This window comes from Vreelandella aquamarina, from assembly GCF_900110265.1.
Taxonomy (GTDB): domain Bacteria; phylum Pseudomonadota; class Gammaproteobacteria; order Pseudomonadales; family Halomonadaceae; genus Vreelandella; species Vreelandella aquamarina.
In genome coordinates this window covers 37,137-55,247 of the sequence record NZ_FODB01000022.1, presented here as the reverse complement: position 1 = coordinate 55,247, position 18,111 = coordinate 37,137, and the positions used below count along the sequence as shown (strand labels likewise).

The window sequence follows — 18,111 nt, the reverse complement described above, 5'->3', positions numbered from 1 at the left end:
GGCCTCCCAGGGTAAGACGCGCGACCTTCCTCCCATCTACCCGCCGCATCTACTTCCACATCTTCTGGATAGCTATTGGGCTTCGAGTTTCATGGCCCTCTCGCCCAGATGTGGCTGCCTCATATGCGGTTCCTGTTCGTCGGGCCAGGAGTTTGCCTACAGCTTCCTTCAGATTCCGCCTCACGACGAACACCCTTGCTGTTCAGCTAACGGTTCCCGCTATCAGGGTCCGTAGGGGACTTTCACCCCCAAGTCATCCGGCCAACCACCACGGCGGACCGGATAGCGCCTAATTGGCGCTGCGCGCCATGCCTGGCGCACCATAAAAAAGCCGACCTAGCGGTCGGCCAAAAGCTGATGAGAGTCTGCAGACTGGCAAATTGCCTGCAGCGATGCCTGGGGAAGGCATCGCCAAAACGCTGGTTCAAGCGGCTTGGCGATGCCCTCTTTGAGCATGACGCCCTTTACGAGAGTAGCTGCCCTTCCCTTTCTTCGGCGTTTGCTGCTGCATTTTGAACATAGGGGTACGTAACTGCGCTTTGAGCGCGTTTTCGCCAACCTTGTGCTTTTTCATAGAATACTCCTGGTTTATTAAGAGACGCTTAACCGGGCAGTGGAAGCCTCCGCTCCTATGAACATTCGCGTCGCCATCGGTTCCTGCCAGCACGGTAGTTTTCAATAAGCCCCATGAGATACCGAATGGCCGACCGTACTGCTGCTGGCCAACATCGCACCTAGAGACATCGTCATGCACTCCTGACTCTCCTCTCCACCGCCTCGTTTGATAGCGTGTTAACGAATATGGGGAGAGCCTTTGAAGACTTCAACCCCAGCGTTTAAAACGCTTAGTAAAAGAACACGACTCGGCTATCAATGCTGCTGCCAGCACTGCGTTTGAGAGAGTCGAGCGGCGGGGCTGTGGGCCACCATGCTCACCACACTCCCCACCATAATGAGGCAGGGCGATGGCAGCGGCTGAGCGGCAAGGCGTTCGGGCATATCGGCTAGCGTGCCCACCAGGGACTGCTGCTCGGGCTGGCTGGCGTTGGCCACCAGCATGATAGGCCACGTATCGGGCAGGCCCGCTTGGCGCAGGCCATGGCAAATGGCGGCCACTTTGGAGAGCCCCATGTAGAACACCAGGGTCTCGTCTTGACGCGCCAGCGATGCCCAGTCCGGCATACCGCCTTCCCGGCATAGCTGAGCCGTAATAAAACGCACCTGCTGGGCGTGACCGCGATCAGTAAGCGGGATTCCCATCCCCGCCGCTGCGGCGGAGGCGGCGGTAATACCCGGCACAATCTCTGCGGGCAGCTCGGCCTCTGCCAGAGCCGCTAACTCTTCGCCCATGCGCCCAAACACGCCAGGGTCGCCGCCCTTCAAGCGCACTACCGATTTGCCTGACTGGGCCAGGGAGACGATCAGCGCACCAATTTCTGCCTGAGGCATGCTGTGATGGCCGCTGGCTTTGCCAACATAGTAGCGCTCGGTACCCGGAGGAATAAGCCCTAGCACTTCACCTCCAACAAGGCGGTCATACACCACTGCGTCTGCCTGCATCAGCAACCGTGCGGCTTTCAGCGTCAGCAGCTCGACATCGCCGCTGCCCGCGCCGACCAAATAGACGGTGCCTGGGTGGCACTCACCGCTTAACGGCAAGCGCAAGCGCGTGGCGGTATCGCGACTAAATGGCGCCCACGCCCGCTGACCCAAGCGCCACAGCGCTTCAGGCCACTTCTGTGTTAGCTGTTTGCTTAGCGCGCGCATGGGGCCGCTCCTCTTCAAGTATCGCTTTTAGTTCGGGTAGGCAGCTGCCGCACTGGGTGCCGCAGGCCAGTCGTGCGCCTAACGCTTCAACGCTGGTATCGCCCGCATGAATCGCTTTCACAATGCTGGCTTGGCCAACCTGGTGGCAGCTGCACACCACCGGGCCGGTATCGACAGCACCATCATCGCACCCGGCCAGCAGGCGTCTACGGTGCTGTGTCTCCAGGGTAGCGTCATTGAAGCGCGCTTCAAGCCAGGCAAGCCCGGGCAGCTCGTCGGGTGGCCCCACCATCAACCACCAGCGCAGCCGCCCGTTCACTACTCCTGCTGCGCGCAGCCTACCCGTTGCCGGGTCGTCACACCACAAAGAGACAGGCACGCCGCACCACGCTTCCACCTGCGCCAGCCAATCCTTAACTGGCTGGCTATCCGCTAGCTGCCAACGGGTGCAGCTTGCCATCGGAATGCGCGCCCAGTAGTCGCTGCGACACCAGGGCGATGGTTGCGTATCCAACTCGTTGGCTAGCAGCAGCGTCGCCTGCCAAGTAATGGGGAGTTTACTCACCGCCACCGCCCCCTGCTTGGCTTCCGGCTGCCCGGAGAGCGGGTCGGTATAGCCTTTAATCAGTGCACCGCTGCGACCCTGCTTGGTAAAGCAGTCGGTCCAGTGCATCGGCACGAAGACTTCGCCTCGGCGCTGGGCGTTGGAAACCCGCACCCGCCCACGGTACTCCCCGGCGGCAGCGGTCAACGTCGCCAAGCTTTGATCTGTTAAGCCTGCCTGAGCAGCATCGTCTGGGTGCAGCTCGATGAACGGTTCGGCGCGGTGGTTCATCAAACGCGGCGAACGGGCGGTACGCGTCATGGTGTGCCACTGATCCCGCACGCGACCGGTATTCAAGCGCAGCGGGTAGTCGTCGCTCAGCGGCTGCGCCGGTGGTCGCGGCGTAATCGGCAGCAGTTTGGCTCGGCCATTCGCGGTAGCAAACCGGCCATCTTCAAACAGCCTTGCCGTGCCGCGAGGAGCCTGCTGAGTCACGGGCCACTGGATCGGTGCGAGCGCATCATAAGCCGCTTGGCCCAGGCCTACCAGCCCTGAGATATCGAACAGCCGCTGGGTCTCGCCGCTATTCTCATAGCCAGAGAGGCGTGCGTGCTCATCGAAAATCTCCCACGGGTGGGTATAGCTGAACGCCTCACTAAAACCTAAGCGCTTAGCCACTTCGCAGAGTATCCACCAGTCGTGCTTCGCTTCTCCGGGAGGAGGCAGCATCCCCCGCTGGCGGGAAATTCGCCGCTCTGAGTTGGTCACCGTGCCATCCTTCTCCGACCAACCCGACGCGGGCAGCACGATATCCGCAAAGGGCAGCAGGTCAGTATTGGCGACGCACTCCGAAACGATCACCAGCGGGCATATTGCCAGCGCGCGGCGCACTTTCTCCCCATCCGGCATGCTTACCGCTGGATTGGTCGCCATCACCCACAGGGCGGTAATCTCGCCACGCTCGATGGCGTCAAAGAGCTCTACCGCCTTGTAACCCGGGGCGTCAGGCAGTGCCGGGGTTAAATGCTTTGTGGTCCAGAAGCGGCTGACTAACTCGCGAGCGCCAGGCGTGTGGTAATCCATATGCGCCGCTAGCTGATTGGCCAGCCCGCCCACTTCTCTCCCGCCCATGGCGTTGGGCTGGCCGGTAATCGAAAACGGCCCTGCCCCTGGCAGGCCAATTTTCCCGCCGGCCAAGTGGCAGTTGATAATCGCGTTGCACTTATCGGTTCCGCTAGAGGATTGGTTCACCCCTTGGGAGTAGAGCGTGACCACGTGTAGCTGGCTGGCAAACCAGTAGTAGAAGGTTTCTAAACGTTCGGGGTCTACATCACACTCGCGGGCGACGGCTTCTACGCTGCCTGAATTCTGCTGAGCGGCATTCAGCGTATCTTCCAGCCCTTCGGTGTGGCGTTCTAGGTACACGCTATCCAAACGATTGTGGGCGTCCATCCACGCCAACAGCCCGTTAAACAGGTAAGCATCGCTGCCTGGACGAATGCCCAGGTAGAGATCAGCGATCTCACAGCTGTCAGTCACTCGGGGGTCAATCACCACGACCCGCATCAGCGGGTTGCGCTCTTTGGCAACCTTCAAGCGCTGATAGAGCACCGGGTGATTCCAGGCAAGGTTAGACCCTACCAGCACCACCAGCTCTGCCTCTTCTAGGTCTTCATAGCTGCAAGGCACCGCATCGGCTCCAAAGGCGCGCTTGTAGCCCGCCACGGCAGATGCCATGCAGAGCCGCGAGTTGGTATCCAGGTGAGGGGTCCCCAAGAAGCCTTTAAACAGCTTGTTGGCAACGTAATAATCTTCGGTTAAGAGTTGCCCAGACAGATACGCCGCCACCGACTGCGGGCCATGGGCGCTGCGCTGCGCTTGCAAGCGTTCGGCGGTGGTGGTGAGCGCCTGCTCCCAAGAGACCTCCTGGCCGTCCACGCGCGGCTTCAGCAAGCGCCCCTGCTCTCCTAGCGTTTCGTGCAGCGCGGTGCCTTTCACGCACAGGCGGCCATAGTTGGCTGGGTGCTCGCGGTCTCCTTCGACGGCGATGAGCTGCCCGTTCTCCAGCGTGGCGGTAACGCCGCAGCCGACGCCGCAGTAGGGGCAGGTGGTTCGGGCGAGCCGATTGGCCTGTGGCATGGCAGTTTCCTCCGGCGTTAAAAAGCAAAAAGCGCCCAAGCCAGCCTCGAAAGAAGCCTGCCTGGACGCCGTTGTCTCAGGGGCACCGCTTACCGGGTGCCGTACTCATCAGTGATTTGCTGCAGTTGGTATTGTTCGACGCAATTAGTCGTTGTGATCGTTATGGGCAAAGACCCTGCACTGAGCCGTTGTTGCTTGTTACTGGAATAACTGCAAACCCTGCGCCCACGCTGCGCTAAAACCATTAAAATAATTAATAAACAATAATTTATAAACGCAGCCTGCATTTCTACTACTCGCCAAAGGAATGCTCTTTGTCGAATAAGCGGCTGAAGAGAGTGCATTAACCGCCGCTTAAGCACCAAAGTGGGGCAAACCTAGCTAACCATGAGCGGCCTGCCGCCTCCTCAAAAACGCTTAATACCCTGATTAGGCTGAATTAAATCCACCGACGGCAAAAGCTGGCGGGCTTTTTGCTCACCATAAGATAAGACAGCTCGGCAGCCAACGGCGGTTGCTGCGCGTTATCAACGACGCTAACGGGCAACGACGCCCCTGATACTCCCTTCTTGAAAGGGCTGTGTCAGGGGCGTTTTTTTATTTGCTGAACATTATGCTTCAACCACAGGAGCTACCTATGGAAACCGCTTCCCGGTGCTCACCGAACGAACACCTCGTCATTATCGGTAACGGCATGGCTTGCCACCGACTACTTGAAGCGCTGGTTAACCATCCGCAGCGCCCCCGCCGTATCACAGTGGTGGGTGAGGAGTCGGTACCTGCCTATAACCGCATTTTGCTCTCTCCTTTACTGGCGGGCGAACTGGCGCCTGAGGCGCTCACTCTGCAAGACGCCTCCTGGTACGCCGATAACAACATCACACTGACGCTTGGCGACCGCGTGACCTCCATCGACCGCGAACGCCGCCTGCTCCTCACGCATCGCGGCGACATCTTAAGCTATGACCGATTAGTGATGGCCACTGGCTCGCGCCCCACGCTGCCAGCGGTGCCTGGCATCACGCTTGACGGTGTTCATACGTTTCGTGACCTACGCGATGCCGACGCCTTAGAAGCTATTGCTCAGCAAGGCGGCAACGCCGTGGTGATTGGCGGCGGCTTACTTGGATTGGAAGCCGCTGAAGGGCTGCGCAAACGCGGCGGTAGCGCGCTCACCGTCAGCGTTTTACAGCGCAGCGAGCGGTTGATGAACCGCCAGCTAGACACCACCGCCGCCCAATTGCTGGAAGCCACGCTGCGCGAGCGTGGCATCATCATTGAAACCGGCGCATCGCTTGCTGCCTTGGAGGGTAACGGCCACGGGCAGGTGCAGTCGGTCACACTAAGCGATGGCCGGAAGCTAGCTGCCGACAGCGTGATTGTCGCGGCGGGTATTACCCCCAATGCGGAGCTAGGCCAGCAAAGCGGGCTTATGTTCGACCGCGCCATTGTGGTGGATGGGCACCTCACCACCTCAGACGACCACATTTATGCGCTGGGCGAATGCTGCCAGTTCGAGCAGCACACTTACGGGCTGGTGGAACCCATTTGGCGGCAGGTGGAGGTGCTGGCTGCCGTGCTGTGTGGTGAAACGCCAGCGGCGTATCAAGAAGCCCCCACGGCCACCAAACTCAAGGTCAGCGGTGTCAGCCTGTTTGCCTTTGGCCCCACCGAGGCCGCCGCTAAGCACGAAGAGCTTCGTTACCAAGACCCGGAAACCGGCGACTACTGCCGCCTGCTGCTCCATCAAGGCCGCCTTATCGGCGCGGTGCTGTATGGCGATACCCGCCACGGCCCCTGGTATTTCGAGCAGGCGCTGGCCGCGACCGATCTCACCGCGTGCCGCCACCTGTTGCTGTTTGGCGCAACCGATGCCCAAACAGCGCTCGACAACCATTTCGATAACCCTCTCGACACCCTATCATCCCCTTTATCTCTCACCCGTGAGGCGGCTTAGCTATGGTGAATCACACAATGTCTACTCCAACCACGTCTTCCAACACGCAAAAGTTGATCATTGTAGGCAACGGCATGGTCGGCCACCATTTTGCCGAGCAGCTCGTAGAAAGCGGCGCGCTGGCGGAGTTTGAGGTGACGATGTTTGGCGAAGAGCGCCACCGCGCCTATGATCGCGTGCACTTATCCGAGTACTTTAGCGGCCGCGATGCGGAGTCACTGGCGCTGTGCGACGCCGATTACTACCACACCCACGGCATTCAACTACGCAGCGGCGAAGCGGTCACCGCGATTGACCGCGAACAGCAGCTGGTGGTGACCGAACAAGGCCACTACGCCTATGACCAGCTCGTGCTGGCCACTGGCTCTTTTCCCTTTGTGCCGCCCATTCCCGGCAACGACAGCGAAGGCTGCTTGGTTTACCGCACCCTGGATGACTTGGATGCCATTCAGGCAGCGGCCAAAAACGCCACCAACGGCGTGGTCGTGGGTGGCGGCTTGCTCGGTTTGGAAGCCGCCAACGCGCTGCGCGGACTGAACCTGGACACCGCTGTGGTGGAGTTCGCCCCACGACTGATGCCCATGCAGGTAGATAGCGAAGGCGGTGAGCTGCTGAAAGAGAAAATCGAAGCCCTGGGCGTTCAGGTACTCACCGAGCGGGCCACACAGCGTATTGAACCCGGCGACAACAGCCGCCTGCGGATGGTCTTCCAAGACGACAAAGTGCTAGAAACCGACCTGATCGTCTTTTCCGCCGGTATTCGCCCGCAAGACACCCTCGCCCGAGAGTGCGGCTTGAGCATCGGCGAGCGCGGCGGCGTGGTGATCGACGACCAGTGTCGCACCAGCGACCCGAACATCCTCGCCATCGGCGAGGTAGCGCTGTGGAACCAGAGCATCTTCGGCCTCGTGGCGCCTGGCTACCAAATGGCCAAAACGGCCGTCGCCACGCTGACGGGGGGCGATATTTGTTTTAGCGGCGCCGATATGAGCACCAAACTAAAACTGCTGGGTGTGGATGTCGGCTCCATTGGCGATGCCCACGGCAACCAGAACCCTGGCGCCCGCATGTTCCGCTACCTCGACCCGCTCACTCAGGTCTACCGCAAACTGGTCGTCACCAGCGACGGTAAGAAGCTGCTGGGGGCCATGCTGGTGGGCGATAACAGCGTGTATGACACGCTGTTGCAGTACTACGCCAACGGCATCGAGCTGCCTAAGGAACCCGCATCGCTCATTCTGCCGCAACAAAGCGGTGCTGCCCCGGCGCTGGGGCCGGATGCCTTGCCGGAAACGGCAATGATCTGCTCCTGCCACAACGTGACCAAAGGCAGCATCTGCAGCGCCATCGACGCGGGCGCAGCGGACCTTGGCAGCGTTAAAGGTGCCACCAAAGCCAGCACCGGCTGCGGCGGCTGCGCGGCGCTGCTCAAAAGCGTGGTGGACCATGAGTTGGAAGCTCGCGGCGTTGAGGTGGATAAGTCCATCTGCGAGCACTTCGCCCATACCCGCCAAGGGCTTTACGACATCGTAAGAGTCGAAGGCATCAAGACGTTTAGCGAGCTGATGCAGAAACACGGCAATCAAGAGACGCATCGCCTGGGCTGCGATATCTGCAAACCAGCGGTGGCCTCGATTCTCGCCTCCTGCTTCAACGAACCGATTACCGATGCCGCCCACGTGCCGCTGCAGGATACCAACGACACCTTCATGGCCAATATGCAGAAAAACGGCACCTACTCGGTGGTGCCGCGCATCGCCGGCGGTGAAATCACCCCGGATAAGCTGGTGGTGCTGGGGCAAGTGGCCCAGAAATACCAGCTCTACACCAAGATTACCGGCGGCCAGCGCATCGACCTGTTCGGCGCACGGCTGGAAGACCTGCCGGCCATTTGGGGCGAACTGATTGAAGCAGGCTTTGAGACCGGCCACGCCTACGGCAAGTCGCTGCGCACCGTGAAATCTTGCGTCGGCAGTACCTGGTGCCGCTACGGCGTACAGGACAGCGTGGGCATGGCGATTCAGTTAGAGAACCGTTACAAGGGCCTGCGCGCACCGCACAAGATCAAGTTCGGAGTTTCCGGCTGTACCCGGGAGTGCGCCGAAGCGCAGAGCAAAGACATTGGCATTATCGCCACCGAAAACGGCTGGAACCTCTACGTGTGCGGCAACGGCGGCATGCGCCCCCGCCATGCGGAACTCTTCGCCACCGATTTAGATGACGAGCAACTCTACCGCACCATCGACCGCTTTTTGATGTTCTACGTACGCACCGCCGACCGCTTGCAGCGCACCTCGGTATGGCGGGAAAACCTGGAAGGCGGCCTGGACTACCTGAAGGAGGTGATTCTGGAAGACAGCCTGGGTATCAACGATGAGCTGGAGCGCCAAATGCAGCATGTGGTGGATAGCTACCAGTGCGAGTGGGCCAACGCCATCAGCGACCCCGAAAAGCTCAAGCGTTTTAGAAACTTCGTGAACGATGCACGGCCCGACCCTTCCATCATCATGACCTCCGAGCGCGGCCAGCTACGCCCTGCTTAACCCAGTGACCACCGAATCGAGGACGACCATGACCGCCACCGCACTCAAACTATCGAACCACAACGACACTTGGCAGCCGCTCTGCACCAGAGCAGACCTCGTGGCCTTTTCCGGCGTTGCCGCATGGCTGAGCACACCGGAAGGCCCCGCCCAAGTGGCGCTGTTCTATTTGCCCGGCCACGCGCAAGAACTCTATGCCCTGGATCACTTCGATCCTTTCTCGAAGGCCTATGTGATTGCCCGCGGTATCGTCGGCGACATCAAGGGCAGCCCCGCGGTGGCCTCTCCGATCTACAAACAGCACTTCCGCTTGGAAGATGGGCAGTGCCTGGAGGACGACAGCCAACAGCTACGCGTCTGGCGCGTGGGTTTTAAGGGCGATGAAGTATGGATTGAGGGCTAATAGACTCACCAGTAAATAGCGCCGCCGCCAAGCGGCGTTATTTTACTGTGGTATAAACCACTGACATTTCCCACCTTGATGTTGCTATGCTTCCCAGCCTCTTGATTCGCTAGGCATGGGAGCCATACGTTCGTGAAGACAGAATCCAGTACGTTAGCCTTTTCCGCCTTCATGGCGCTGCTCATTGGCTGTGCCGGTATCGTGGCCACCTTGGCCTCGAACTCCCAGGCCATCCTATTGGATGGCTTGTTCAATCTTATCTACTTTAGCGTAGCGCTGGTGACCATCAAGGTCAGCAAGCTTGCCAGCCGCCCAGATAGCGAGTCGTACCCCTTTGGCTACAGCTACTTCGAGTCGTTGGTTAATTTATGCAAAGGTTTGCTGATTTTTGGGGTATCGATCTTCGCACTGGTGGATGCCGTGGCCGCACTGCTTACCGGTGGGCGAGAAATTTCCGCAGGGCTTGCGGTGATTTATGCGCTGTTCGCGACCGCCGCCTGCTCGCTCACTGCCTGGGTCATGCAGCGTAGTCAACGCCATGTGAGTAGCCCCTTGGTGGCCGCCGACAAACTCAACTGGCTGGTCAATAGCGTGATTTCAGGGGCTGTCCTGGTGGCTTTTTGCCTAGTGATGCTGTTTGATCGTCTCGGCTGGCGGGCTGTTCTTCCCTACATCGATTCGGTCTTGGTCATTGCGGTCGTCGTTCTCTGCCTGGGGGTCCCCGTGCGCATGGCATCGCAAGCGCTAAGAGAGCTGCTCAACAAAACTCCGGAAGAAGCCGTCGCCGAACCGGTGCGCCAAGCCGTTGCCCGTGGCCTTGCCGATATCGACACCCTGGAAGTGCGCGTGCGTATGGTGCGCCCCGGCCGCCTGCTTTACGTCATCGTCCACGTGGTACTCCCCAAAGACCTCCCAGAGGCGACATTGGCAAACCAAGACGCGCTGCGTCAGCGCATCGATGAAGAAGTACGCCGCTACTACTCGCCAGTGGTGTGCGACGTGGTGTTCACCGCTGACAACCGCTGGGCAGCGCCCTCTTGTGGGCTGTTAGTGAAAAAGTACTCTAACTAAAAATTCCATCGCCTATCACTCCCTGTAGTTGTATGAGCAACTGTTATCGTCACAGGTAGGAGTGTAGCTAGGTTATAGAGCAGCGCGTCATTTCAGCCCTTATTCACCTACCGTGACCACCCAATCAGGTCGAAACAGCGGCGGCGAAAACTCCTCTGGATAACCGCCCGGGTTGGCGATAATGCGGGTGCCGCTGTGTCGTGTATCCACCGGTTCGTGAACGTGGCCGTGAATCCACAAGTCCATCTTGCCCATCAGTTGCGGGAGGTGGGAGGCAAAGGCGGGCGAGAGCGCGTCGCCTATATACTGTTCGGGAATGCAACCGTGCAATGGAGCATGATGGCTCACCACGACGCGGGGGCCATCGAAAGGCTGTTGAAGCTCGCGACTCAACCACTCCAGCACCTCACGGTGCATGTCTTGGCTGGCTTGGGGAGTGAACACTTGGCCGGGAGCCGTGGTAATGATGCGAAAATCAGGCATGTAGCGCAGTGCTTTCGCTTCGGTGTCTAATGGATTGCGGGTGGGGTCGTCGGCATAGAGCGCAAAATCTGTCCAGAGCGTCGTGCCGTAAAAGCGTACTTCGCCAATGGTCACGCTGCGATTATCTAGCAGCTCAATATCATACCGAGCAGCTTCTAGCGCTAGCTCTTGGCGCAGCAGCGGCATGCTGGTGCCGTAGAACTCATGGTTGCCCGGCACGTAGAGAATCGGCAGGTCGGGAAACTGCTGCCGTGCCCATGCCAACCCTTCTGCTCTGCGATGAATATCCCCTGCCAACACCACCACATCCGCCTCGGCAGGCGGCAGTTCGCGGTGTCCGTCAAAATGTTCTAAATGAAGATCGGATAAAACTCTTAAGCGCATAGAACGTCTCTCATTATGCTTACATGGGCCTGAGATTAAGCCGTTAATAGGCAAGGCGAGCGATAAATTGGCGGGCAAACTCGACCACCACGGCTTCGGCTTCCCGATGAGGAATATGACCGATGCCGGGCAGCATTTCGCAGTGAGCGGGACCTTGGGTATAGCGGGCAATACGCTCAGGCTGACGATGAGACCCGTACTCGTCTTTTTCGCCATGCAGCACGAGTGTCGGGCACTGTACTTGTTCAAGCGCTGGGATGAGTGACCACTCTGCAAACGCGGGGCTTAGCCATGTGTCCACCCAGGCGTTGAGTACCCAGCGGGCTTTGTCGCCGTGGTACCTGGCCAGCTTGGCGAACTGTTCCGGCGCCTGAAAGGCAACGTTTGCCTCCTCAATCCCCTGCCGTGTGCGGTTTTCGTTAAACGCTTGGGCAGCAATGGTCACCAGTCCTTGGCACTGATCCGGGTAACCTCCAGCACAGTGCACCGCCATGCACCCCCCAACGCTATGGCCCAGGGCGATAAAGCGTGTGATTTGGTAGACCTCGCGTAGCGCTGCAAAGCTTCCCGTGGGTTCATCGTCAACAAAGCTCAGTGGTAGCGGTGTTGCGCTGGCATTTGATTGGCCAAATCCTAGCCGGTCATAGGCAATCACCGGCTGGCGCGTGGCGGTACATAGCGCCGCGGGAAAACTGCGCCAGAGTTCTACACAGCCCAGTGAATCATGAAACAGCACAATCGGGACATCCGAGCGTGGATTATTTGGCTGCCACCTACGAGTATAAAGGCAACCGTCGGGAGCGCTTACCCAGCGGTCTTGATGGTGAATAGCGGGCATTGATGTCATCTTAATGTTGTTAGTGTGTAATGAGCTCACAGCCAACATAGCATGTAGTACGCCGCTAACGTTTTAAGAAGTTGCTTTTAAGCGGCAGCCCCACCCAGCTAGCCAAGGTGAACGCTTTTTCACTAAGCATCGCCATGCTGTGTATCTCTTGAGCACGTCGTCCTCAACGAAATGCTGCACCGCAACAAAAAGAGACTATACTGGTAAGGTTGTCCCACAGGAGGACCATGTGATGACAATCATAAAGGCAATCCCAGCACGTAATGATGAAGTGCTCGCGTTTTGGCAATGTCAGGCGCAGTGGCAGCGCGCCGCCAATGATGCACTCGCCAACTTTTACTGCTAACGAGCGTTTTGCTCGACTGTTATATCCCCTATAGACGAAAAGATAACACCCCAAGCCGACACCCTCTGTCGGCTTTTTTGTATTATGAAAATCTTTTCCATTCAACAGGCTAGGAAGAAGCAGCGCTTCTTTGTCCCGTTTTGTAAGCTATTTCTTACATGCCATGGCATATCACTTACATCTTTTTGACTAGCCACGCCTTGCAAAAGCGCCTAATATTCACATCACAGCTATCTTGCTGCATTGCACAAAGCAAACTGCGTATAACAAAAATGATTCTTCAACCTCTGCACCAGGAGTGTTCGCCATGCAAAATGCCTCTAATCAACACCCGGCAATGGAAGTCGATGTCATGGAAGTGTGGGCAAAACGCGCGCAGCAGCAACGCGCCGCGTTCGACGCCCTAGCTGCCTATATGCGTCAGCAGTAAGGCGCTGACTACGTCTTGGTCAGCGCCTTTGGCAAACGACCAAGACGTGGGGTGTCATGACTCCCCCCTCTTCAACGGGCTGCTGATCCAACTGCGCCAGATACGCCTCCTGAAGGATATACATACGTTTGACGTCACGGTATTGACCGTTGATGAAGAATTCCTGTACCAAGTGGCCCTCTTCGATGAACCCGCTCTCCTCGTAGAGATGGATCGCTTTGACGTTCTGTACCGCTACGATCAAGTAGACCTTGTGCAGATTCAAAATCGTGAAGGAGTAGTGCAGCGCTTGGCGAATCAGTGAGCGTGCGAACCCTTTGCCCTGATGCTCTGGGGTAATGATAATTTGAAACTCGGCGCTGCGGTGGATGTAGTCAATCTCAATGAGCTCCACCAAGCCAATGGCTCGGCCCGTGCTGTCTTCGGCAACAAAGCGCCGTTCCGCATTGTCGTGAATATGCTTGTTATACAGCTCCTCAAGCTCATCAAACGACTCATAAGGCTCTTCAAACCAGTACGACATAATGCTCTGATTATTGTTGAGCTCATGCACAAAGCGCAGATCGTTACGCTCTAGAGCACGTAAAAACAGGGTGGGGCTCATGAAAACACTCACTTATCAATTACATAATGCTCACCAGCAGGCAAGACGCACCTGCTGACAAAGCACACATTCATCCATATTCGTAGTGTAGCGGTTTACTTACCGTTAGGTGATTGGCCAGACACTACCGCTGAAATGAGAATAGCGCGCTTAACGGGTGCTGACGGCCTTCAATGAGCGCGCGCAGCAGTTGTGCGCCTATCATGCTGTAGGTAATGCCGTTGCCACCATAGGCCATGGCAAAATGTACCCGTGGCCCTAGCGCCTCATGAGGCCCGAAATAGGGTAAACCATCGTCCGTTTCCGCAAAGGTGCCGCCCCAACAAAACGTCGGGTTGATCTTTAAACCCGGCCAGAGCGCTTCTACCTTTGCGGCCAGCGTCTGGGCTTTTTCCATCACACGCGCATCCCGGCACTCCGGAATATCTTCCTCATCATCTTCACCGCCGATGAGCAGCCGCCCATCCTGGGTAGAGCGTAGGTAGAGATATGGTCGCGCCGACTCCCACACCAGGGTATGGCTTAGCTTGCCCAGCACCTCAAGAGGCAACGGGTCAGTGACAAACGCGTAGCTGCTGCGATTTTCGGCTACCGGTTCAGGCAACCACGACTGGCTCTCGTAACCCGCTGCGATAATCACCTGTTGGCAGCGCAGCGTCGCTCCGTTGCGCAAGATCACCTCGACACCCTCGGCGTTCGGCTCAAGCCGCTCGACCTGTGTGCGATCAAACACACCTCCGCCACGCCGCACCACATTTTCCAGCAGATGATACGCCATACGGTAAGGGTCGATGCTGGCGGCCAACGAGGAAAGAATCGCCCCTGGGGCTGAAAAACCGTAGTCGGATTCAAGCGCACGCTGGTCAAGCCAGGCAACGTCAAAGCCAAAGCGCTTGCGCATCGCAAGCTCCGCTTTCAGGGCCGCCACATCTCCGTCATGACTGGCAAAATAGAGGCTCTGCTGACGGCTAAACGCCACATTGCCAAGTTCCGCCGCGAGTCGCTCCAGCGAATGAATCGCTTCGGCACAGCTACGATAAGCCATCACCGCATTAGCTTCTCCGTACTGCTCGGCCAAATGGACCATGTGGGTATCAATTTCGTACTGCAGCAGCGCCGTACTGGCAGCAGAGCTGCCCCACCCTACGTCCCTGCGTTCAAGAACCACCACTTGATGACCGTGGCGACTTAGCTCGTCGGCAATTAACGCCCCTGTAATACCGCCACCGATAATCACCGTTTCCGTTTGGTGATCGTGGGTAAGCTGCGGGAAAGCCGTTAACAGACCATTTTTCACCGTCCAAAACGGGTAACCACTTTTAAGATCCATCTAATTGCCTATGCTAGGTTGCCATGCGGTAGGAGTTGGTTATACAAACGATGACCCATGTCTGCGATAACCATGTTTGCGATAACCATAGCTGTTTATATCCATAGTGCCCTGTTCGGGAGGGCCGCCGGGAGAGAATTATATGATCGACTTACGTAGCGATACGGTGACACGCCCTACCGCCGCCATGCGAGACGCTATGATGTCAGCACCGCTGGACGATAATGCGTGGGGCGACGACCCAACGGTGAATGCCTTTCAAGCCACGCTGGCCGAGCGATCAGGTAAGGAAGCCGCGCTGCTATAAGAGCACGGCGTACTGATAGAGCTGCTCTACGCCACACAGATGGTGGTGCATCGTGATATCAGCGACAGCGATATTGAGCAGGTGCTGGATATCATCAAGCGCTACTTCGATCAGGTATAACGCGTCAATCAACCCCTACAACAGCGCCGAGCCGAGCGCCAGGTGCACCGCGATGGCAGCCATCATCAGGCCAATCAGCCCATCGATGGTGCGCCATGCCGCAGGGCGGGAGAGCCAGGGCGACAGCGCCGCGCCGCCCCAGGCCAGCAAGCTAAACCAAAGAATCGACGCCGTTGACGCTCCGGCAACGAACACACCGGCGCTCTCCTGCTGAGCGCCAATGGCGGGAATTAACAGCAGCGTATCGAGATAGACTTGCGGGTTAAGCACCGTGACCGCCAGAGTTGCCAGCAGCACGCCGCGCAAGCTGCGCGCTTTGGCGCTGTTGGCCTTTAAGCCTTCACGGCCACTGGCAGCTCGCCATAACGCTTGTGCCGCTAACCAGGCCAAGAACAGCACGCCCACCCAGCGCATGGCTTCCATGGCGTTAGGCATGGTGAGCAAAAACGCACTGGCACCAAACATACCCGCCGTAAGCAGAATGATGTCCGCGCTCATACACAGCCCCGCCGACCACCAGTGATACTCACGACGAATGGCCAGCCCCAGCACATAGGCGTTCTGCGCCCCAATCGCCATGATAATGCCGCCGCACACCACTAAACCCGTTAGGTAGCTTTCCCACATCGCCGCTCGCCTTATGCTTGAGTTAAGAAAGCGCTAGGGTAAGGGTAAGTTGACATAACAAAAAATCATCTTGCTAATAGCTCATTAGCGCAGCTTATACACGCTCAGGTTAAGCGCTTATAAGCGCCGCAGCCCCCACATAAAGTAGGCGCCGCCGATCAGCGAAGCCACTAAGCCTGCCGGAATCTCATAAGGGAACATGATTTGACGGCCTACCCAGTCGGCCAGCACCATCAACAGCATACCGATCAAGGCAGCGCCTACTAAGTGCTGTCGGGCGCGGGAGAAGCCCAGTAGCCGAGCCATGTGCGGGGCCAATAAGCCAATGAAGGAGAGTGGCCCCACCACTAGCGTGGCGCAGGCGGTGAGCAAGGCGACCAGCAGTAATAGTGCTAGGCGCGCACGGTTCAGACCTATGCCCAGAGAACGCGCTGTGGCGGTACCCAGCGGCATAATATCTAGCCAGCGGGTGAACGGCAGCGATACCAACGCAAGCCCTGCCGCAATACTGCCTACGAGCAGCGCGCTGCCTACATCCACGTAATAAGTAGAGCCTGCCAGCCACGCAATAACCTGCTGGCCGCGCGGGTCACCGCCCGCCAGCAGCACGCTGCGCACCGCATCGAACAGCGCGCTAATCGCTACGCCGCTGAGCAGTAAACGCTCAGGCACAAAGCCACTCTTACGGTTGAGCGCTACCAGCACAAGCAGCGTCGCCAACGCCCCCAGCGTTCCTATCGCCACCAGCAGGGCATTGCTGGGGGCGGGGAGCAGGTAAATACCTAAAATCAGTGCAATGGCACAGCCACCGCTGATACCCAGCACTTCGGGGCTCGCCATAGGGTTAGCCGAAAGGCGCTGCAGAATAGTGCCCGCTATTGCCAGCATCAAACCGCTGGCCGCTGCTGCCATCACGCGCGGAAAGCGCCACTCAATCACACCCCAATTCGTCGGGGCGATGATGCTCCAGCCGTTGGCCCCTTGCCCCACCAAATGGCCCGCCACCATAGCTGCCACCAGCGCCAGCAGTAGCCCAGTGGCTAACCGATGGGGCGCGGCGTGGCGCGTGAGCGCCACGCCGGTTGCTTGGGGAGGACGGTCGCCCTGCAGCTTAAGGCGCGGAATTAACCACATCAGCAGCGGTGCGCCTAAGGCGCCCGTCACGGCCCCGGTGGGAATCAGCGTCGCCACCATGCCGGAAAAGCGCTGCAGTAAGAGGTCCGTGGTGGCCAGCAGTACGGCGCCTAATAACGTCGACCAGAGCAAACGCGCACGCAGCGTGCGTGCCCCCGCCATACGCACGATATTGGGAGCCGCTAAACCAATGAAGCCGATAATACCCACCACACTCACCACGCTACCGGTGATGAAAACCGCCAGCCCTAACCCGGCAAAGCGCAAATGCTTCAGCGAAATCCCCAGGCTTTTGGCGCTGGCGTCGTCTAACTCTAAAACGGCCAAAGGACGCAGCAGCAGCCATGCCGCCAAGCCGCAAATGGCAAGCCTAGGAGCCAGCGACGCCACGCCATCCCAACCATTTTGAGCCAGCGATCCCGCGCCCCAAATCAGCAGCCCGGAAAGCACCTCGTGGTTAAACAGCAACAGCGCGGTGGAGAGTGCGCCCAGGTATAAATTAACGACCAGGCCCGCCAACACCACCACAACAGGGGCCAAACCGCGCCGCCAGGAGAGCAGGAACACCAGCCCCACCGCCAGTGCGCCACCCGACAAGGCGACCCACTCACGCCCCACCACCAACAACCCTGGCGCCAGCAAGGTAGCGGTCATCAGCGCCAGATTAGCGCCCGATGCCACCCCCAACGTGGTGGGTGACGCCAACGGGTTGCGCAGCACCTGCTGCATGAGCACGCCCGCTAGCCCCAAACCGCCCCCGGCCAACAGCGCGATCGAGAGGCGCGGCCACCAGGCGTAATAGAGCAGAAGCTCGTCGACATTCTCGAAAGAAGGGGTCACTAATGCCTCTAGGCCCAGCGCAAAACCGCCTTGGCTCTCTAGACCGACCCAAAACAGCACGACCATCGGCAGGCTCAGCAACAGACAAGCTTTCGCGGGGGTCATTCCTCCCATTCGTTGAGCAGCGCCTAGCATGATGCCCCTCCGTTGGTGGTGGCGGGACGATTCACCAAAAGAGCGAGGGCAGGCGGCTGCGTCATGGGAGTGACCTTGGATATAAGCAAACGAGTGCATG

General features: G+C 58.5%; 15 protein-coding genes and 1 pseudogene. 6 read left to right on the top strand and 10 right to left on the bottom strand.

Going from position 1 to position 18,111, the window contains the following annotated elements; all coding sequences use genetic code 11:
* Positions 1 to 424 precede the first annotated feature (424 nt).
* The 3 genes from arfA to BMY49_RS07910 all read right to left on the bottom strand — a co-directional run bounded on the left by arfA (position 425) and on the right by BMY49_RS07910 (position 4,450).
* Complete coding sequence (gene arfA, locus BMY49_RS07920; RefSeq protein ID WP_074210948.1) at positions 425 to 574, bottom strand: alternative ribosome rescue factor ArfA; 150 nt, start codon at positions 572 to 574, stop codon at positions 425 to 427.
* Between the two features lie 296 nt (positions 575 to 870).
* Positions 871 to 1,767: a uroporphyrinogen-III C-methyltransferase gene (cobA, locus tag BMY49_RS07915; RefSeq protein ID WP_044628974.1), complete on the bottom strand. Its 897-nt coding sequence runs from the start codon at positions 1,765 to 1,767 to the stop codon at positions 871 to 873.
* Positions 1,727 to 4,450, bottom strand: coding sequence for a nitrate reductase (locus tag BMY49_RS07910; RefSeq protein ID WP_089675356.1), 2,724 nt, complete (start codon positions 4,448 to 4,450; stop codon positions 1,727 to 1,729). Before BMY49_RS07910 ends, cobA begins: the two co-directional genes overlap by 41 nt.
* Positions 4,451 to 5,087: 637 nt before the next feature.
* On the opposite strand from BMY49_RS07910, the gene BMY49_RS07905 reads away from it, so the two are divergent.
* From BMY49_RS07905 to BMY49_RS07890, 4 genes are all read left to right on the top strand, one after another.
* Positions 5,088 to 6,407: an NAD(P)/FAD-dependent oxidoreductase gene (locus BMY49_RS07905; RefSeq protein ID WP_089675355.1), complete on the top strand. Its 1,320-nt coding sequence runs from the start codon at positions 5,088 to 5,090 to the stop codon at positions 6,405 to 6,407.
* A 17-nt stretch (positions 6,408 to 6,424) separates the two neighbouring features.
* A complete protein-coding gene (nirB, locus tag BMY49_RS07900; RefSeq protein ID WP_089675358.1) occupies positions 6,425 to 8,950 on the top strand; it encodes a nitrite reductase large subunit NirB in 2,526 nt (841 codons plus the stop codon).
* 28 nt (positions 8,951 to 8,978) lie between these two features.
* Positions 8,979 to 9,353: a nitrite reductase small subunit NirD gene (gene nirD / locus BMY49_RS07895; protein ID WP_044628971.1), complete on the top strand. Its 375-nt coding sequence runs from the start codon at positions 8,979 to 8,981 to the stop codon at positions 9,351 to 9,353.
* Between the two features lie 132 nt (positions 9,354 to 9,485).
* Entirely contained in the window at positions 9,486 to 10,424 is a 939-nt protein-coding gene (locus BMY49_RS07890; protein WP_089675354.1) for a cation diffusion facilitator family transporter, read from the top strand.
* 99 nt (positions 10,425 to 10,523) lie between these two features.
* On the opposite strand, the gene BMY49_RS07885 is transcribed toward BMY49_RS07890, so the two are convergent.
* Together BMY49_RS07885 and BMY49_RS07880 are read right to left on the bottom strand one after the other, a co-directional pair.
* Positions 10,524 to 11,291, bottom strand: coding sequence for a metallophosphoesterase (locus tag BMY49_RS07885; protein WP_089675353.1), 768 nt, complete (start codon positions 11,289 to 11,291; stop codon positions 10,524 to 10,526).
* A 43-nt stretch (positions 11,292 to 11,334) separates the two neighbouring features.
* The gene (locus BMY49_RS07880) at positions 11,335 to 12,138 is read right to left on the bottom strand and encodes an alpha/beta fold hydrolase (RefSeq protein ID WP_089675357.1); all 804 of its coding nucleotides are present in this window, start codon (positions 12,136 to 12,138) and stop codon (positions 11,335 to 11,337) included.
* A 653-nt stretch (positions 12,139 to 12,791) separates the two neighbouring features.
* Here BMY49_RS07880 and BMY49_RS17990 point away from each other — a divergent pair.
* Positions 12,792 to 12,914 (top strand): hypothetical protein, encoded by a 123-nt coding sequence (locus BMY49_RS17990; protein ID WP_255319117.1) that lies wholly within the window; start codon positions 12,792 to 12,794, stop codon positions 12,912 to 12,914.
* Between the two features lie 19 nt (positions 12,915 to 12,933).
* Here BMY49_RS17990 and speG read toward each other — a convergent pair whose 3' ends face one another.
* Both speG and BMY49_RS07870 read right to left on the bottom strand, forming a co-directional pair.
* Complete coding sequence (speG, locus tag BMY49_RS07875; RefSeq protein ID WP_089675352.1) at positions 12,934 to 13,518, bottom strand: spermidine N1-acetyltransferase; 585 nt, start codon at positions 13,516 to 13,518, stop codon at positions 12,934 to 12,936.
* Positions 13,519 to 13,642: 124 nt separating this feature from the next.
* Positions 13,643 to 14,848 (bottom strand): NAD(P)/FAD-dependent oxidoreductase, encoded by a 1,206-nt coding sequence (locus BMY49_RS07870; protein WP_074210952.1) that lies wholly within the window; start codon positions 14,846 to 14,848, stop codon positions 13,643 to 13,645.
* 142 nt (positions 14,849 to 14,990) lie between these two features.
* Here BMY49_RS07870 and BMY49_RS07865 point away from each other — a divergent pair.
* Positions 14,991 to 15,152, top strand: a pseudogene (locus tag BMY49_RS07865) (beta-eliminating lyase-related protein); the annotation flags it as partial.
* Here BMY49_RS07865 and BMY49_RS17405 read toward each other — a convergent pair.
* The 3 genes from BMY49_RS17405 to fhuB form a co-directional block, all read right to left on the bottom strand.
* Complete coding sequence (locus BMY49_RS17405) at positions 15,150 to 15,287, bottom strand: hypothetical protein (protein ID WP_167359359.1); 138 nt, start codon at positions 15,285 to 15,287, stop codon at positions 15,150 to 15,152. The pseudogene BMY49_RS07865 and the gene BMY49_RS17405 sit on opposite strands and share 3 nt — an antisense overlap.
* Positions 15,288 to 15,290: 3 nt before the next feature.
* Positions 15,291 to 15,902, bottom strand: a complete 612-nt coding sequence (locus BMY49_RS07860; protein WP_074210953.1) for a LysE/ArgO family amino acid transporter — start codon at positions 15,900 to 15,902, stop codon at positions 15,291 to 15,293.
* 117 nt (positions 15,903 to 16,019) lie between these two features.
* The gene (gene fhuB, locus BMY49_RS07855) at positions 16,020 to 18,011 is read right to left on the bottom strand and encodes a Fe(3+)-hydroxamate ABC transporter permease FhuB (protein ID WP_089675351.1); all 1,992 of its coding nucleotides are present in this window, start codon (positions 18,009 to 18,011) and stop codon (positions 16,020 to 16,022) included.
* Positions 18,012 to 18,111 lie beyond the last annotated feature (100 nt).

What these genes read in the sequence shown, in the direction of transcription:
- arfA (WP_074210948.1), bottom strand. Translation starts at nt 574, where the DNA reads ATGAAAAAGCACAAGGTTGGCGAAAACGCGCTCAAAGCGCAGTTACGT.
- cobA (WP_044628974.1), bottom strand. Translation starts at nt 1,767, where the DNA reads ATGCGCGCGCTAAGCAAACAGCTAACACAGAAGTGGCCTGAAGCGCTG.
- BMY49_RS07910 (WP_089675356.1), bottom strand. Translation starts at nt 4,450, where the DNA reads ATGCCACAGGCCAATCGGCTCGCCCGAACCACCTGCCCCTACTGCGGC.
- BMY49_RS07905 (WP_089675355.1), top strand. Translation starts at nt 5,088, where the DNA reads ATGGAAACCGCTTCCCGGTGCTCACCGAACGAACACCTCGTCATTATC.
- nirB (WP_089675358.1), top strand. Translation starts at nt 6,425, where the DNA reads ATGTCTACTCCAACCACGTCTTCCAACACGCAAAAGTTGATCATTGTA.
- nirD (WP_044628971.1), top strand. Translation starts at nt 8,979, where the DNA reads ATGACCGCCACCGCACTCAAACTATCGAACCACAACGACACTTGGCAG.
- BMY49_RS07885 (WP_089675353.1), bottom strand. Translation starts at nt 11,291, where the DNA reads ATGCGCTTAAGAGTTTTATCCGATCTTCATTTAGAACATTTTGACGGA.
- BMY49_RS07880 (WP_089675357.1), bottom strand. Translation starts at nt 12,138, where the DNA reads ATGACATCAATGCCCGCTATTCACCATCAAGACCGCTGGGTAAGCGCT.
- BMY49_RS17990 (WP_255319117.1), top strand. Translation starts at nt 12,792, where the DNA reads ATGCAAAATGCCTCTAATCAACACCCGGCAATGGAAGTCGATGTCATG.
- speG (WP_089675352.1), bottom strand. Translation starts at nt 13,518, where the DNA reads ATGAGCCCCACCCTGTTTTTACGTGCTCTAGAGCGTAACGATCTGCGC.
- BMY49_RS07870 (WP_074210952.1), bottom strand. Translation starts at nt 14,848, where the DNA reads ATGGATCTTAAAAGTGGTTACCCGTTTTGGACGGTGAAAAATGGTCTG.
- BMY49_RS07860 (WP_074210953.1), bottom strand. Translation starts at nt 15,902, where the DNA reads ATGTGGGAAAGCTACCTAACGGGTTTAGTGGTGTGCGGCGGCATTATC.
- fhuB (WP_089675351.1), bottom strand. Translation starts at nt 18,011, where the DNA reads ATGCTAGGCGCTGCTCAACGAATGGGAGGAATGACCCCCGCGAAAGCT.